The following is a 15,721-nucleotide window of genomic DNA, read 5'->3' on the forward strand; positions in this document are numbered from 1 at the left end:
TGGTCTCCGCAACAACTGACATCCGGAGACCGGGGTACCTCAGCCGCACCCGCCCTGGCATCTGATGGGGGCAGGTTGTACATGGTTTGGAAAGGCGTAGGGGATGACAGCGCAATCTACTATTCCTCTTTCGATGGTGGTTTCTGGTCTCCGCAACAACTGACATCCGGAGACCGGGGTACCTCAGCCGCACCCGCCCTGGCATCTGATGGGGGCAGGTTGTACATGGTTTGGAAAGGCGTAGGGGATGACAGCGCAATCTACTATTCCTCTTTCGATGGTAGTTCGTGGTCTCCGCAACAACTGACATCCGGAGACCGGGGTACCTCAGCCGCACCCGCCCTGGCATCTGATGGGGGCAGGTTGTACATGGTTTGGAAAGGCGTAGGGGATGACAGCGCAATCTACTATTCCTCTTTCGATGGTGGTTTCTGGTCTCCGCAACAACTGACATCCGGAGACCGGGGTACCTCAGCCGCACCCGCCCTGGCATCTGATGGGTACACGTTGTACATGGTTTGGAAAGGTGTAGGGGATGACAGCGGAATCTACTATTCCTTTTTTCGATAAATGATCTCTCCCGGTTTGCCCATTTTTTTTGAAGTTAGAGAAATTGGTAAATAACGTAGTCATAAGGGTTTGAGAAAAATCAAGTTTTTGGAGAGTAGCAAATGGTCAACCAATACCGAAGATTAATTTGCAACGCTTGCGATTGCAATCTGGGACAAACGCTATAACCCTAATTATTCCGTTCCGTTTTTTTTCTAACCACCTAAAAAATGAGCGAACCAGGAGTGATCTATATAAATATGGTATTAATGGTTTTTTGTTGCTTGGGCTATTTATAAATGGTGTTTTATAACACTAAATCGGCAGACTTCGATGAGATTTACTATTCCTTTAATATCAGATAAAACATTCTGCAATCTGATATTAATCTCTTATGCAAACCCTATATGCTCGATGAATTAGAAGCCATAATTCGCTGTGGGCTGGGGAGCAAATTCGCCTCTTACCTAGCTTTAGAGCTTTGTCAGGATTAGTAGTCCAACAGAAAAATATGAAGTTGAAAGAGAAGAACTTAAGTGTTTTTAGGTAGTTGCACAGTAAACAGACTACCTTTACCTAGTTCAGAGGTGACCTGGATAGTTCCTGCGTGCCCTTCTACAATCCGATGGGATAGATGTAGTCCTAAGCCACTACCTGAGCGTTTATGTTTACCTTGGCGAAATCGCTCGAAAATTGTTGCCTGATCATCTGGCGCAATCCCATATCCTGTATCTTGGATCTCAATTGTTACCGAATTTGGATTGGCCAGATTCGGTGATTTTTCAAAAATGCGGATTGTTATGCCTCCTGTATCTGTAAATTTGATCGCATTTGCGATCAAGTTATTTAGCACCCGCCGTAGTTCCAAGCGATCGCCCATAATAATACCAGCATTTTTTCCCTGTGAGTTTAATTCACGGGTGTCTATTTCCAGAGTCAAATCTTTTTCACTAGTTAGAGGACTTAGTTCGCTCACTACTTCTTGAGATATCTCACGTAAATCGCATTCTTCCCAATTCAACGTTTTTTTACCTGCCTCGAAGCGATAGACTTCTAGGAGGGTGTTCACCATTTCCATCAAATTTTTGTTACTGCGAATCATGACTGCGATCGCCTGTTTCATTTCCGGCGAAATTTTGCAGAATGTTTCCATCTCAAACAAATTCAACATGCGATCGGAGGCTACTAAGGGAGTTCGCAAATCATGAGTCAGACGGGAAACAAAATCTTCCCGTTGGCGGGCCATTTTTTGTTGTTCGTCCAGACTGTGCTTGAGGCGCAACAGCGATCGCACTCTTGCCAGTAGTTCATCAGTATCAAATGGTTTACGAATAAAATCGTCAGCACCAGCATCCAAACCTTCGACAACGCTGGATTGGTGAAAGGCAGTAATCAACAGAATTGGAATATAACTAATTGCTGGGTTCTTCCGAATCTGACGTGTGACTTCATAGCCATCTATTTCCGGCATCATCACATCTAACAGAATCAGATCGGGTGGAGATTGTTCAACTTGCCGCAAAGCCTTTATTCCATCTGAAGCCAAATCAATTTCATACCCTTCACTTTCTAAAATTGCTTGAACCAAAATGAGATTATCTGGAGTATCGTCAACTGCGAGGATACGAGAAATTTTATTATTTTCAACTACAAACATAATTTATCAACTTTTATTAGTTTTTTTGGAAGTAATTTATAGTTTAAATTTAGGATATTCTCTTGGAGCTTACCTAGCTTGAAAAGATGAATGATGCGGATTTTTTGCAGAGCAGAAAACCCCGTCGTCATCTAACTGTATAGCTGGAGTATCGGCTGCTACAGTCGATAATGTGATTTGACGCGGCAATTCAATTTTAAACATTGAACCGCTCCCCAATTTGCTATCAAGAAAGATTTTGCCGCCCATCATTCGTACCAGCGAATCTATAATTGCCAAACCCAGACCTGTACCTGGATATTTGCGAGTTATAGTTTGATCAACTTGCCAAAATGCTTCAAAAATACGTTTAAAATCTCTAGGTGCTATGCCAATACCTGTATCCCGAACAATAATTGCCACTCGATTTACAGGTAGTTCTTTAACCTCAACCCAAATTTCACCAGACTCGGTAAACTTAATAGCGTTCGAGAGCAGGTTAATTAAAATCTGTTTGAGCCGAGCTGGATCATTAAATACCAAAGTATTTTGCAAATCGGTTTGCATTAACAATGATAGATTTTTGGCGTCAGCTAGGGAACGCATTTCATTTACAGCCAAATTTATCACCTTTGATACATCAAATCGTTCCGCTTTTAAGTCTAATCGTCCTACCTCCAGCTTGGAAAAGTCGAGAACTTCATTCAGCAGCATCAGCAAATGCTTCCCATTATTAAAGATGCGCTCAACCATATCTGCTTGCTGGTGCGTTAGTTGACCAAACTTGGGACGCAACAGGATTTGCGAAAAACCAATAATCGCATTCATCGGCGTTCTGAGTTCGTGGGACATAGTTGCCAAAAAATGTGATTTTAGCTGTGATGCCTCCAATAACTTGAAGTTTTGCATTTGAATCTGTTGCTGTTGTCTCTCCAATTCTTGGTTCTTACGAATGAGATGTTCATGACTTTCTCGGAGTTGCTGGTTTGCCAAAGCTACCTGCATTTCAGCCCAATAAACTCGAATCGCAGTCCGCAAAACCTGTGCCAAGGTTTCTGGGGATATCCTAGACTTAGAAAGATATTCTGTAGCACCAGCTTTGATTAATTGGACAGCAATTTGTTCATCTCCTTCACCAGTTAGGACTACTAAAGGAACTTTAATTTCAGAAGAACGTAGCTGTTGAAGCAAGCTTAGTCCATCCTGGTCTAGTAAGCGATAGCCGAGGAAAACACAATCATAGGCAGTAGTGGTTAAGGCAGAAAACGCATCATTACCATTGCCTACTTCAGACAATTCCATCTGAACACCTGCTTCCGCTAGGGCACAACGGACTGCCATCCGGTCTCCTTGGTCATCATCTACAACCAAAATTTTCAGCGTCTTTTTCATCGGGTTTTATTTTCGCCACCAAACATAGGTTGATGTATAACATTTCTCTTTTAGGATTATGCAAGCAAAGAATATAAGATTTTCGGACATTTAAAATCTGTAACTTCATTGACTAAGGCATTTATCACAATATCCAATACTTGTTGAGCGTTGCCATCATTTCCATAAACTGAATCAGGTTAATAATATTAACTTTGTTGAATGCGTGCTTGACATTCATCAGATCAACTTCGTTATCCTCCACTAGTAGTATGTTAATCACTCTTTTGGGCTTTTCCTGAGGTCGAATTTAGTCTGTAGTATCCTCAATCTGGTTAATTACCCAGAGTATTGGAATTAAACTCTTAGCAAATGACCAATGGCTCTCAAAAAATTAGTAATTAACAAACCGAAAACTATTGATCTGAATACAGCAAACAGAACTGATATAAAGTAAAATAAAATACTTTACTTAACTTAAAACAATTGTAAATGAGTCAGCAAGCCACCGTCGTCACCCCTTGGTGAGAGTTGCATACCATTCTTGAGCAATTTTACCCATCAGATTGGTTAAACCAGGTAAATAAGAAAGTACTGCCTATACCTATTTGTGAATTTGAAGTAATCTACCTCCTGGAACTTCGACCATTTTCTAAACGATCGCCAAACTTGTGTTAGTATTTTTTTGGCGATCGCGGACTTCCACTATTTGGAAAGTTACCAACACTTCTGGTGAATTTTAGGAAGAATACCAAGTCCTTCCAAGCCTTTTGGCATTAATAAAGATTACTTGTCCACTTTGATTTTCTAAGGGTTTAACTTGTGAGCCGTGCGTCCACATGGTGGACGCACGGCTAATAACCCTTCGTAGTTGTGCTTGAATTCCTTTTGAAATTATCCACCATCGAGCCTGACTTTTTACGTTATGTAGAAAAACAAAAAAAAGACCTAAACCCTGAACAAGCTTTCCTAGAAGGGTTGGGCGAAAATTCAAAGCTTTATACAAGATAATAATAATTAACTAATGGAACATAACAACTCAAAACTGAATTCTAAGCAAGAGGAGCAATTTGCCTGTCGTCTCTATATTTCATACTTTTTGTGCAAATATCCATATATCTCCAGCTAGATTTGTCCTCTATCTAAATAGAAAAAATCCGATATTTATTATTTCTACCGATGGATGCAGGTTGGTTGAAATATCATCTATCTTTGGGGTGGGAAAATAAGAGATAGCGCTTACAAAAGATAATACTTTCAAAGATGCAAACAGCGTAAGAGTGAATGTAGCTATGAATGAAATTAGCATTATTTTAATTGAAGATCATGACTTAACGCGAATGGGGCTACGAGCGGCATTACAGTCTCACAGCGCATTGAAAGTAATTGGCGAAGCGTCAAATGCTACCCAAGGACTAAAACTATTAGAAACGGCAAAGCCAGATGTAGCTGTTGTAGACATCGGTTTGCCTGACATGGATGGCATTGAACTCACCCGTAAATTTAAACGCCACCAAGCTGAAACTGGGCAAACGACGACGAAGATTCTGATCCTGACAATGGATCATACAGAGGATGCTGTACTTGCAGCCTTCGCGGCGGGTGCTGATTCTTACTATATGAAGGAAACAAGCATCAGTAAATTGACGGAGGCTATACAAGCAACTTATGGCGGTAACTCTTGGATTGATCCGGCAATTGCCAACGTGGTATTGCGGAAGATGCGCCAAGGTATTCCTGGAGAGAGCCAAAATTCTGACAAGCCGAAGACTGTAAAAATTGAGGCGCTGGCGTCAGAATACGAGCAAGTTTTGGAAACATACCCTTTGACTCAACGAGAACTGGAAATCTTAGAGTTGATTGTAGCTGGGTGTAGCAATGGGCAAATTGCCGAGAAACTCTACATTACAGTTGGTACTGTGAAGACCCACGTTCGTAATATTCTAAATAAACTGTGTGCCGATGACCGTACCCAAGCTGCTGTGAGGGCCTTACGTTCTGGGTTGGTGGCGTGAGGGACGAGGGATGAGGGAGCAAGAATTTTAGATTTTAGATTTTAGATTTTAGATTGAAATTTAATCCAAAAGACGCTCTCTACGAGACGCTGTGCGTAGCTTGCTTCCCCGCAGGGGTACGCGGACTCGCTCTAAGCGTTGGCGCAGCCCAAGGTAGAGAAGCCATGCCGTTGGCGCAGCCCAAGGTAGAGAAGGCTTTACGCTGCGCTATCGTCAATCCAAAATCCAAAATTGAATTGCCCAATCCCCAATGCCCTTTCATCCCAATCGTTCCTGTAAACATTCAGTAATACGTAGTGCTGCACCTGGTTTACCCATGCGTCGCAGACCATTTTCGGCAATAATTTGCAAAATATCAGGATCTTTGAATAGGGACTGGACGATTTTGGCAACTTCTGTTGGCTGCTCGACTAAAATCAAAGATGAGCCTAAATGACGACTTTGAGCTTCAGCAAAAGTAGGGTTATATTGGGGCCCATTACCGGGAATCGCGATCGCAGGTTTCCCTAAACCGATAAACTGTTCTGTGGCTGTACCTGCCATTGCGATCGCTAAATCTCCCAAATGCAAGCAATCATTATAGGCTTGTTGTGTCAACAGAAGATATGCATTCCTTTGTTTAAATGTCAATACATTTAGCTCAGAAATTTGGATAGGACATGCTGATTCAGTGCGCCAGCCTTGGGATTGTACACTTTGGGATAAAATATTAGAGTCTAAACCAGGAGCGATCGCACCTAAAAACACCACTGTGCCAGAAGTGTAAAACACCGAATCTCGCTCTTGAAAACTTGCCATCAACGCAGATACGGCAATCATAATTGTCTCCCAGTTAGTATATGCCTCTGGCGGACGGGAGCCAGGAAGAAGAGTCACCATAAAAGGTCGAACTATCTCTTGCTGTTGACTATTCTTAGTATAAAATTGTTGGCGTGAAAACGTCGGTTGCAGACCATCCATCATCGGATTACCCAAATTAAAAGCTGGAATTGGCCATTGTTTTAATGTTTCTGTCGTCAGCGCATCTCTAGGAAACACCGCCTTACAATGGCGACGACTCATTAACCAACGTTCCCAAGGATGGTAAACTGAACCGGAGAAGTTTTCCCAACGCGCACCTTTGGATTTCCGTGGTAATAATCCAGCTTCATCCCGCACATAATATTCAGATTTTGCCGTACCCACAAAAGCATAATTGGTGCCACTGAAAGTTGCAAACAACAGCGGGACAATATCTCCCACTGCTAAAATCGCTCTTTTATTACCTAATTTTTTTTGAGAACTCACCCAACGGCGGATAGCTTTAATCTGGCTGAGGGTAAGTTGCAATAAACCACCGCGTACATCCCGCACTAATTGGCGTCCATCCATATAAATAAAGCCGCCAGAAGGCATAGTGCGGACTGAACCGATGAGGGGGATATCCAACTGTTGATAAGCACGTCCTTCACCCACCAGAGGTAAAGCAAATATCTCTGGTGGGTTTGATTGTCGTTGAAGTTCTTGCAAAATCCGAACTGCAATTACATCTTCCCCATGACCATTACTTAATACAAGTAACCGCAAAGGAGAAGTTGCAGCTTGCGAGTTAGAAGCTAGAGATAATCGAGATATATTACTCATAAGAAACAAAAGATCAAAATTAACTGTCTGTTGGGGTAAGAGGTATAAGAGGATGTTTTAAAAGGCGAATAGAATTCGCTACTAGACAAACGTACTCCTTCGGAGAAGCAAGCTACGCGTAGCGTCACGTAGGGAAGTCCACGGAGGTGGACTAAGAAAAAATCAAGGGTTTTTAACCTGCGATCGCGCAGCGTCCCGTAGGGAAGGCAGGTTTTGTCTGTGTAGCCGCGACTTCTAGTCGCCAGGGCTTTACAAACATCCTCCAAATAGGGAAATCCGCGAAGAAGCTGGAAGTTAGTATTATCCTTATTTCTTTACTTCCCTACAACTAACACCAATTTCGTATAGATAGTATTGTTTAAAATTCCTGGAACAGCCTTTTGTTAAAAAGAGGAAAATTCTAAAGTCATTTTCCCCGTCTCGCCTATAGCCAAACGCCTTAAAGCCAATTACAGCCAATATCTACCAGTGCAGTTATTTAATAGCAAACAACCACAAGTATTTGCTGTGAATGTCCAAGCTGGTACCGTCCTTGGTAATTTACCGCCTTACGAAAGCTTTAACTTGGGTGGTTACAACTCAGTGCGTGGTTATGATTCTGGAGATGTTAGCAGTGGGCGCAGTTATGTGTTAACTTCCGCAGAATATCGTTTTTCCGTCTTACCAATTGTTGGGGGTGTATTATTTGCCGACTTTGCCTCAGACTTAGGCTCAGGTGATACTGTATTAGGAGATCTAGCAGGTGTACGGGGCAACCCAGGTTATGGTTTTGGTTACGGGGCTGGAGTGCGCTTAAATTCACCACTAAGCTTAATTAGGGCGGATTTCTTACAAAAACCGAAAAAGAAGAGTCAAGTAGGTGAAAATTTCTCTAGCTTTAGGCAAAATTCCCGTTTTGGCACGATGACCCTTGGAAGTTGAAGTCGTCAGTTGACTACTGGATGCAGTGCGTTGCAGCAACATCCAACCGTGCATCAAATTCCGTTGCTAAATCGCCAACAACCTTGCTGTAAATAATAGCTAGACATTAAGTATAATCAAGGTTTAAATAGAAAGGGTTATTTCTTTTTAGGGAAGTGATAAATATGGAATCAATAGCACCCATTAGAAATAACATTTTTCTGCCAAATATTTAAAGGTACTATTATGGCACAGGATTTGACGGGTCTAGGAGAAGCTTCAAAAGCAATTGTAGAATTCTATAAAGAATCGGGAATAAAAGAATTAATAAAAACATTGTTTGGCCCAGCAGCTAAAGAAATCGGTTCTGGTTTAGGAGATATTGCAAAAAACTGGCGACAAGAGAATGCTTATAAAATTTTACAAAAAGTACAAAAACGGATAAAAGAAAAACATATTTCAGGAAGCAATGTTGACAAAAAGTTTCTTCTAAAATGGACAGAAGAAGCATCGCTTGAATCAAACGAAAGTATGCAAGAAAAATGGGCTAACTTATTAATATCAGCGTTGGCAGGAATTTCAATACATCCTAAATATGTAGAGACCCTAAGATTATTGGATGTTACAGATGCTAATGTGCTAGAAATTATACGCGATTATTGCAAAACTAATAATAGAGTAACAAATGATGGAGTAATAACAAAACTAAAACAAAAAGGAATAGATGTTTCAGACGAAATATTACGGGATAGTTTATTTAACTTAGTTACAAGAGATTTATGTGATGTAACTACCCTACAAGGTAAACCAACATACAATGAAATGAATGTTGAAAGTATTCGTATTAGCCATTTTGGGAATAAATTTTTAAATATAGTCAACGGCGAAAGCTGATATGAAAATTTAAAAATAACAGAGAAAGGAAACTAAATATTTATAAAAAAAGCAACAAAAATCACTAGTTAAAAGTTAAGGTCAACTAGAAACAAAAGTAAAAGTAGTGCATCTGCTAAATTCTATGTAATTTTAAAGATTACTGAATTGGTGTTTTTAAGTCAAGTCAGTGAATTGCTCTTTGGCATTGTAGCAACTAGCGTGTCAAGTCGTGTTTCCTCCCTGACATCACGGATATAGAAGACAGTTTTATCCTATTTCCTACTTCAGGATTCCTTTACTCCCGCGTTATCCTATGAAAAAGATAATACTGTTGTGATCATGGGGAGGTTTTTCCCGCTTAGGGAGTTCCAACAACTAAATTATCCCGTAAAATAGACAGGCGAAAACCCTGCCCTATATATATAAAATATGGGAAAAAATATGGGAAAATTTTTTGGAAATCCCTCAAGACTCAGAACTCGCTACTTAATCTGCTCACTCAGGACTCAGGACTCTTTATGTTAGCAGGCACAATTTTGCAGGATGGAAAATATACCCTAATTCAAGAAATAGGGCGGGGGGGCTTTGGCATTACCTTTAAAGCTACCCATCGCTACTTGGGTCAGGAGGTGGTGATGAAAACCATCAATGAACGGCTGCGACAACATCCTGATTTTGCAAAATTCGAGCGCCAATTTCAAGATGAAGCCAGACGATTAGCTACGTGTATCCACCCAAATATAGTCAGAGTCAGTGACTTTTTTGTGGAAGCTGGACTGCCTTACATGGTGATGGAATACATTCCTGGCGAAACCTTGGGAGACGCATTTGTATTACCAGGGATACCAATGCCAGAAGCCAGAGCAATTCATTATATCCGGCAAATTGGGGCAGCCTTACAGGTAGTACATAACAATGGTTTGCTACACCGGGATGTCAAACCAGATAATATTATCCAACGCCTTGGAACCCAGGAAGTAGTACTGATTGATTTTGGCATTGCCAGGGAATTTAATGGCGGTGTCAGGCAGACTCACACGGGTCTGGTTTCTGAGGGCTATTCTCCAATTGAGCAATATCTGACGCAAGCGCCGCGCACTCCCGCCACAGATGTTTATGGTTTAGCCGCAACCTTGTATGCACTGTTGACTGCCCAAGTTCCCATACCAGCATTATTGCGCGATCGCGAGCAAATGCCTGCCCCCCGCGAACTGCAACCACACTTGAGTGCTGCTGTCAATCAGGCGGTAATGCGCGGTATGGCGGTGGAGTCTCGTTTTCGGCCAGCGACAGTTGCTGAGTGGTTACAATTGCTACCTGAAGATGGGGTAAATGGGACACCGCAAGCCTTAGGCACTTACGCAGTGCCAACTGTCAATTTATCTGCCCAACAAGCAGCAACTTTAATTGGGAAAACTGCTCAAAATCGCATTCATAGATCATCTGCGTTGGCGCAGCCCGTCGCAGGCATCGCTAAGGAAAATGTACTGGCTAAAAAGCTGGGGTCATCTAAGGTATTTATTGGTATAGGTGTAGCCCTAGTTGCTGCTACAGCAGGTTTTGGTATTACGAGCATGTTACCCAAATCTCAGCCGCAGCCAACCGCAAAGCCGCTTTTTGAACAGCCAACTCCAGATCCGGCGGCGAAAGTACCTAGCTTCGATAGTACATCTTCACCTTCGGGTCAAGAGACTAACACCACCTCAAGAACCGAATCAGCACCTGTCTCTAATTCTAAGCAGCGCCGGCGCAATCGTCGTTCTTCCCAAGAAGAATCTTCCAGCAGCCCGACACGAGAATTACAACGCGGCGATTCCAAACAATCCACACCTTCACTTAGTGTTTCTCCCACACCCTCGCTAGTGGAGAAACTACGGGCGATCAGGTCATCTCGTAAAGCCTCCCCCGCACCATTGCGACAAAATAACTTACCCGCTTCTAGTCAAGATTCTACCTCCCCCCAACATGTGAATCCATCAAATTCTGTCGTCATACCAGCAGCGCCACCACTAGAATCCAAACAGTCAGATCCTTCTGGTGTAGTAGTACCAACACTGGAAAAGCAAAATTCCCCGACTAATAGTCAACCCCAAAATGATCAGCAATCCCAGGAAAATCTCCAAGATGACAATAATTAGTCAATTTTAGATTTTGAATTTGGGATTTTGGTGAGCAGATGCTGACAACGAGTTTCCCGACTTCTACTCCTATGTGAAGCAAAGCTGGGCGTAGCGTCTTTGAACAAGAGAAGGGACTGGCGATCGCGCAGGGTTATTTGCTATTTTATACAACAATTTCCCCCTTCTGATTAATCTTCACCGGATTCTTGGGAAAAGCTTGATTATTCAAATAACGCATAAGTCTTACAGTCTGAAAACGCTGATCAATATGAGGGATTCCCTGGCGATCCATCCGCACGGGGATAATTTTACTTGATACCAAATCTCCCACAGAGTTTAGTTTAATTTCTAAAATCATTGAGTCACCCGTCTCGGCATTTGTAGATAAAGTCCGATATCCCAAAAAGTTTCCTAAAGAATAGGCAATGATTTTTCCCTTATAAATTTCCATCGCTCTCGGAACATGAGGGCCATGTCCTAGTACTAAGTCTGCTCCCGCATCAATCATGTTTCGAGCAAACTTGATCGAATTACCTCGGTTTTCTCCATAAAAAAACTCTGTCTGATTCTTAACGTGTAGTGCCCCCGTTCCTTCGGCTCCAGCGTGCATCGATACTACTACAATCTTGGCATGATTTTTAGCTTTTACTACAAGGGCTTGGGCTGCTCCTAAATTCTCGATGGAATTGTACATTTCATAAGGAGAAAACCCGACCATTGCCACAGGGATATTGTTAGCTTTCAAATAGAGAATTTGATTTTTATGACCTAATGTTGCAATGCCCACAGCCTGAAGATTTTTCATTGTATCTTTGAACCCTACCGGGCCGAAGTCCATTGCATGGTTATTCGCCATATTAAATACATTAAAACCAGCCTCAGCAAATAGCTGGGCATATGCAGGTGGGGAGCGAAAGGCAAAGACTTGCCCTCGACTAATATTTTTGACAGTGTAAGGATAATTAGTTAAGCTACTTTCAAAGTTACCAAATAAAATATCAGCTCCTTGCAAATGAGTTCTCACTGACTTTGGTAATAATTGATCTCGAAATCGGGGTAATCTATAGTTAGGGAAATTCGTGCCGGGAATAATATCTCCAACGGCTTTAATAGTAATAGTGTCTGGAAAAGTTTGTTGTTCTGTTATTGATGGCGTAAGTTCAGGGATAGCTAATGGAAATTTCACAGGTTCGGTAGGTGTAGTAGCAGCGTTTAATCGCTGTGATTGCCCAAGCCGGATAACGACTCCTATACTAATACCCAGATATAAACAGACGCTGATAAAACTATATGAGAGCACTCTCCCCATGCTGTGATTTGCCATCGTTCACTCCTCGTACGATCGCATTAGTTTATCTCAAAAATCTGTGCTGGCAGTGTATATTTTAGTGTTTTGTGAGAAATATTTGACTCAGTAAATACTGAAGTATAATTCCGTTTCACACAATATCCGTTACATATACATAGTTAGGGGCGCAGCTGTGTGCCCTTACTTGCTAATAATCATACATGCCAATTATCAAGCCAAACATCATTGGTTTTTCTGGTTCTTCGGCAATCTTTTTCAACGGAGAGGGGGGGATTCGAACCCCCGTTGAGTTTCCCCAAAACGCATTTCGAGTGCGTCACCATCAACCACTCGGACACCTCTCCAGCTATTTATTCACAGTTATGAAGTATTTATTCTATACTCAAATGCCGTGAAGAAAGGAAAATTTTAGCGCATTTCTTATACTACTATAACATTATCGCTTTTTTTGGGTAACGGAATGCTCTGGCAACGTCCAAGCCCAAGACATTTCCGATCATCGTGGTTGGCGCAATTACTAGCGAGTCAATGACACCCAGAGATATTATTCTGCTGCTGTTGGCGCAGCGTCTCGTAGAGAAGGCTGATCCTCAGGTTGAGGTCAATTTCTTACACCAACTAAAAATTACTCCACGCGATTGCGACGAACAAGTTTGCAAACGTTGGGAAGAATTTCAACCAAGTCTAATACCTTAAAACTTACTTTATTCATCAATGCTTAAGTCAAAATCAATCAACATTCCCAAACCAACTCGCTATCAAAATGCGGCGATAGATTATTACATAGGACTCATAAATACCTCCTATCTCCATTACGGGTATTGGGAGCCACTACCTACTGCTGGTGAGGAATTGACCATAACTCGCATGCGTGCGGCGCAAGTTGCCTATGCAGCAAAGCTTTTTAGTTTCATTCCAGAGGGGACAAAAACTGTGCTTGACGTAGGCTGTGGTATTGGTGGTAACGCAGCATATTTGTGCGATCGCGGTTTGAGCGTTGAGGGATTAGCACCCGATGTACTCCAACAAGAAAAGTTTATCAAGAATACCAACTCTCAAATACCTTTCTACTTAACAAGATTTGAAGATTTTCACACCTCACGCTCCTACGACCTAGTTCTGTTCAGTGAAAGCAGCCAATATATTGCTGTTGACGATTTGGCTCAGGGTGCAGCTCGTTTATTAAGTAGTGGTGGCTATCTATTGATTGCGGATATGATGCGTTCTGATGCTGGATATCAAAAGGGCATTTTTTCTAATTGTCATGTCGCCAGCGAACTTCAGACAGCGTTGATCAAGTCTGGATTTAAGTTAATTAAGACTGAGGACATTTCCAGCCAAATTGCACCAACGATTGACTTGTGTCTTGAGAACTTCCGTACTTTTGGACTGACTACCATCAAATATATTGCTGATGTTGTAGCGATCGCAGTCCCACCGTTACACGCACTTGGTCGTTTAGCGTTCAAACGCTGGCTGGAAAAGCCGATTGTCGAAGGGTTAGCAGCACGCACCATTTTTGATAACCATCTCTGTTATCAAATCCAACTCTGGCAGTTATCAATTCATCAGGTTAATCAAGATCACCTCTGAAACAAATACCTAAGATTGACAATAAGCTTTTATCACCAACAATATATTAGCAGTTGGTTAGAGGATGTTTTAAAAGGGTCTTTTACTTTCATGATGATCACAGCGAAGCATCTCAGTACATGGCTGAAACCTTGTTTTTTCGTTGTAGAAGATTGTACCTTTTGGGACTTTTAAAACAACCTCTTATATAAAACTTCCCCAAAGTTGCCCATGATTTTACAAAGAAAGGACTTTGGCGTTTACTTCCTACTTAATTTTCAAGGTATCGACAAATACTCCATAGATGGGTAGTTTTTGGCAGGAATTAGCTCACAGTTTCTAACCCTAAGACTGACACATCTTCAAAGGTGCCGCAGCTACGCTCATCGTAAACATCGCTTCTCTAACTGCCAAGGTATTATCTAGTCGAACACCGTGCAGCATAAAGCTTGAGGTTTTGCATGAAAGTAGCAGTCTTCAGTACAAAAGCCTATGATCGGCGGTTTTTGTCAGATGCAAATTCTCTCACCCAACACGAGTTAGTGTTTTTTGAACCCCGTTTAAATCGGGATACTGCTATCCTCGCCGCCGGATTTGCGGCGGTTTGCGTATTTGTGCATGACCAGGTTGATGCCCCAACTTTAGAGCTTCTCGCCTCATGGGGAACTCGGCTGGTTGTCCTCCGCTGTGCAGGGTTTAACAATGTAGACTTACAAGCCGCAGCGGACTTAGGAATTACCGTTGTACGTGTTCCCGCCTATTCACCCTATGGGGTAGCAGAACATGCTGTAGGATTGATTTTGAGCCTGAATCGCAAAATTCATCGTGCCTATAATCGTGTCCGAGAAGGCAATTTTTCCATAGATGGACTGTTGGGATTTAACTTGCATGAGCGCACAGTGGGGATTGTCGGCACCGGCAAAATCGGTCTGATTTTAGGACAGATTATGAAAGGGTTTGGCTGTCACCTACTCGCCTATGACGTTTATCGCAATCCAGAATTGGAGGCGCTAGGTGGAAAGTATGTAGAACTACCTGAGCTATTTGCCAACTCTGATATTATCTCCCTGCATTGCCCTCTGACTCCGGAAACGCATCACTTGATTAACGCTGAGGCTATAGAACAGATTAAGTCAGGCGTGATGCTAATTAACACTAGTCGAGGAGCGCTGATTGATACCCAAGCAGTGATTGAGGGATTGAAGTCTGGTAAGATTGGCTATCTCGGTGTGGATGTCTACGAACAAGAATCGGAATTGTTCTTTGAGGATTTGTCTGGCGAAATTATTCAAGATGATATTTTCCAGCGTCTGACAACGTTCCCCAATGTACTTATTACCGGACATCAAGCCTTTTTTACAGCAGAAGCTCTCTATAATATAGCAGAAACAACTTTTGCTAATATTACCGATGTTGAACAGGGTGGTTCTTGTGCCAATGAAATTCGCGCTCAACCGTCAGCTTAGGTAATGCTTGGCGATCGCTAACCTAAATGACTAAATAACATTAATCTGCACATTCATGTACGCCTAAGAATAGATCACGCAAAGACTTGGGACTAAAATCACCAGTCGATCCTGATTATCAGGCAAATTTTCCATCTCCTCACTAATTAGCGCCTGAAAATCTTCGTCACAATGATTATGCAGATGAACCGCAGTAGCTAGGAGTCTGTCAAGAATTTCAGCTTGTTAGTCTAATCTTTTCTTGATGTTTAGTAATTCTTTGAGTTAAAGATTCAATCGCCTTT

11 protein-coding genes, 1 tRNA gene and 1 pseudogene are annotated in these 15,721 nt (G+C 42.0%); 7 read left to right on the forward strand and 6 right to left on the reverse strand.

Going from position 1 to position 15,721, the window contains the following annotated elements:
• Nucleotides 1-1,081: 1,081 nt before the first annotated feature.
• Together V7K85_RS22270 and V7K85_RS22275 are read right to left on the reverse strand one after the other, a co-directional pair.
• Nucleotides 1,082-2,206: a hybrid sensor histidine kinase/response regulator gene (locus tag V7K85_RS22270; RefSeq protein WP_334816623.1), complete on the reverse strand. Its 1,125-nt coding sequence runs from the start codon at nt 2,204-2,206 to the stop codon at nt 1,082-1,084.
• A gap of 69 nt (nt 2,207-2,275) precedes the next feature.
• Nucleotides 2,276-3,577, reverse strand: coding sequence for an ATP-binding response regulator (locus V7K85_RS22275; RefSeq protein WP_334816625.1), 1,302 nt, complete (start codon nt 3,575-3,577; stop codon nt 2,276-2,278).
• 1,271 nt (nt 3,578-4,848) lie between these two features.
• Between V7K85_RS22275 and V7K85_RS22280 the strand changes: the two genes are divergently transcribed.
• Nucleotides 4,849-5,571, forward strand: coding sequence for a response regulator transcription factor (locus V7K85_RS22280; protein WP_334816627.1), 723 nt, complete (start codon nt 4,849-4,851; stop codon nt 5,569-5,571).
• 79 nt (nt 5,572-5,650) lie between these two features.
• On the opposite strand, the gene V7K85_RS22285 is transcribed toward V7K85_RS22280, so the two are convergent.
• Both V7K85_RS22285 and V7K85_RS22290 read right to left on the reverse strand, forming a co-directional pair.
• The gene (locus V7K85_RS22285; RefSeq protein ID WP_334816629.1) at nt 5,651-5,833 is read right to left on the reverse strand and encodes a hypothetical protein; all 183 of its coding nucleotides are present in this window, start codon (nt 5,831-5,833) and stop codon (nt 5,651-5,653) included.
• Complete coding sequence (locus tag V7K85_RS22290; protein ID WP_334816631.1) at nt 5,830-7,194, reverse strand: lipid-A-disaccharide synthase-related protein; 1,365 nt, start codon at nt 7,192-7,194, stop codon at nt 5,830-5,832. The genes V7K85_RS22285 and V7K85_RS22290 overlap by 4 nt, the downstream gene beginning before the upstream one ends.
• A 435-nt stretch (nt 7,195-7,629) precedes the next feature.
• On the opposite strand from V7K85_RS22290, the pseudogene V7K85_RS22295 reads away from it, so the two are divergent.
• From V7K85_RS22295 to V7K85_RS22305, 3 genes and pseudogenes are all read left to right on the forward strand, one after another.
• Nucleotides 7,630-8,115 (forward strand): annotated as a pseudogene (locus tag V7K85_RS22295) (BamA/TamA family outer membrane protein); the annotation flags it as partial.
• 225 nt (nt 8,116-8,340) lie between these two features.
• Nucleotides 8,341-8,988: an Abi-alpha family protein gene (locus V7K85_RS22300; protein WP_334816633.1), complete on the forward strand. Its 648-nt coding sequence runs from the start codon at nt 8,341-8,343 to the stop codon at nt 8,986-8,988.
• A 500-nt stretch (nt 8,989-9,488) separates the two neighbouring features.
• Nucleotides 9,489-11,108: a serine/threonine protein kinase gene (locus tag V7K85_RS22305; protein ID WP_334816635.1), complete on the forward strand. Its 1,620-nt coding sequence runs from the start codon at nt 9,489-9,491 to the stop codon at nt 11,106-11,108.
• 145 nt (nt 11,109-11,253) lie between these two features.
• On the opposite strand, the gene V7K85_RS22310 is transcribed toward V7K85_RS22305, so the two are convergent.
• Together V7K85_RS22310 and V7K85_RS22315 are read right to left on the reverse strand one after the other, a co-directional pair.
• Nucleotides 11,254-12,414 carry a CapA family protein gene (locus V7K85_RS22310; RefSeq protein WP_334816637.1) on the reverse strand — a complete coding sequence of 387 codons (1,161 nt, stop codon included), beginning with the start codon at nt 12,412-12,414 and terminating at the stop codon, nt 11,254-11,256.
• A 244-nt stretch (nt 12,415-12,658) separates the two neighbouring features.
• Nucleotides 12,659-12,743 (reverse strand) — tRNA-Ser (locus V7K85_RS22315).
• Nucleotides 12,744-12,900: 157 nt separating this feature from the next.
• On the opposite strand from V7K85_RS22315, the gene V7K85_RS22320 reads away from it, so the two are divergent.
• The 3 genes from V7K85_RS22320 to V7K85_RS22330 all read left to right on the forward strand — a co-directional run bounded on the left by V7K85_RS22320 (nt 12,901) and on the right by V7K85_RS22330 (nt 15,437).
• Nucleotides 12,901-13,095 (forward strand): hypothetical protein, encoded by a 195-nt coding sequence (locus tag V7K85_RS22320; protein ID WP_334816639.1) that lies wholly within the window; start codon nt 12,901-12,903, stop codon nt 13,093-13,095.
• A gap of 18 nt (nt 13,096-13,113) precedes the next feature.
• A complete protein-coding gene (locus V7K85_RS22325; RefSeq protein ID WP_334816641.1) occupies nt 13,114-13,992 on the forward strand; it encodes a class I SAM-dependent methyltransferase in 879 nt (292 codons plus the stop codon).
• Nucleotides 13,993-14,432: 440 nt separating this feature from the next.
• Nucleotides 14,433-15,437 (forward strand): 2-hydroxyacid dehydrogenase, encoded by a 1,005-nt coding sequence (locus tag V7K85_RS22330; protein WP_334816643.1) that lies wholly within the window; start codon nt 14,433-14,435, stop codon nt 15,435-15,437.
• Nucleotides 15,438-15,721: the final 284 nt, after the last annotated feature.

Source organism: Nostoc sp., from assembly GCF_036917615.1.
Classification (GTDB): Bacteria; Cyanobacteriota; Cyanobacteriia; order Cyanobacteriales; family Nostocaceae; genus Nostoc.

Bases quoted from the DNA above. Each gene is read 5' to 3' on its own strand.
- V7K85_RS22325 (WP_334816641.1), top strand. From the start codon at position 13,114: ATGCTTAAGTCAAAATCAATCAACATTCCCAAACCAACTCGCTATCAA.
- V7K85_RS22330 (WP_334816643.1), top strand. From the start codon at position 14,433: ATGAAAGTAGCAGTCTTCAGTACAAAAGCCTATGATCGGCGGTTTTTG.
- V7K85_RS22270 (WP_334816623.1), bottom strand. From the start codon at position 2,206: ATGTTTGTAGTTGAAAATAATAAAATTTCTCGTATCCTCGCAGTTGAC.
- V7K85_RS22290 (WP_334816631.1), bottom strand. From the start codon at position 7,194: ATGAGTAATATATCTCGATTATCTCTAGCTTCTAACTCGCAAGCTGCA.
- V7K85_RS22280 (WP_334816627.1), top strand. From the start codon at position 4,849: ATGAATGAAATTAGCATTATTTTAATTGAAGATCATGACTTAACGCGA.
- V7K85_RS22285 (WP_334816629.1), bottom strand. From the start codon at position 5,833: ATGAAAGGGCATTGGGGATTGGGCAATTCAATTTTGGATTTTGGATTG.
- V7K85_RS22310 (WP_334816637.1), bottom strand. From the start codon at position 12,414: ATGGCAAATCACAGCATGGGGAGAGTGCTCTCATATAGTTTTATCAGC.
- V7K85_RS22305 (WP_334816635.1), top strand. From the start codon at position 9,489: ATGTTAGCAGGCACAATTTTGCAGGATGGAAAATATACCCTAATTCAA.
- V7K85_RS22275 (WP_334816625.1), bottom strand. From the start codon at position 3,577: ATGAAAAAGACGCTGAAAATTTTGGTTGTAGATGATGACCAAGGAGAC.
- V7K85_RS22300 (WP_334816633.1), top strand. From the start codon at position 8,341: ATGGCACAGGATTTGACGGGTCTAGGAGAAGCTTCAAAAGCAATTGTA.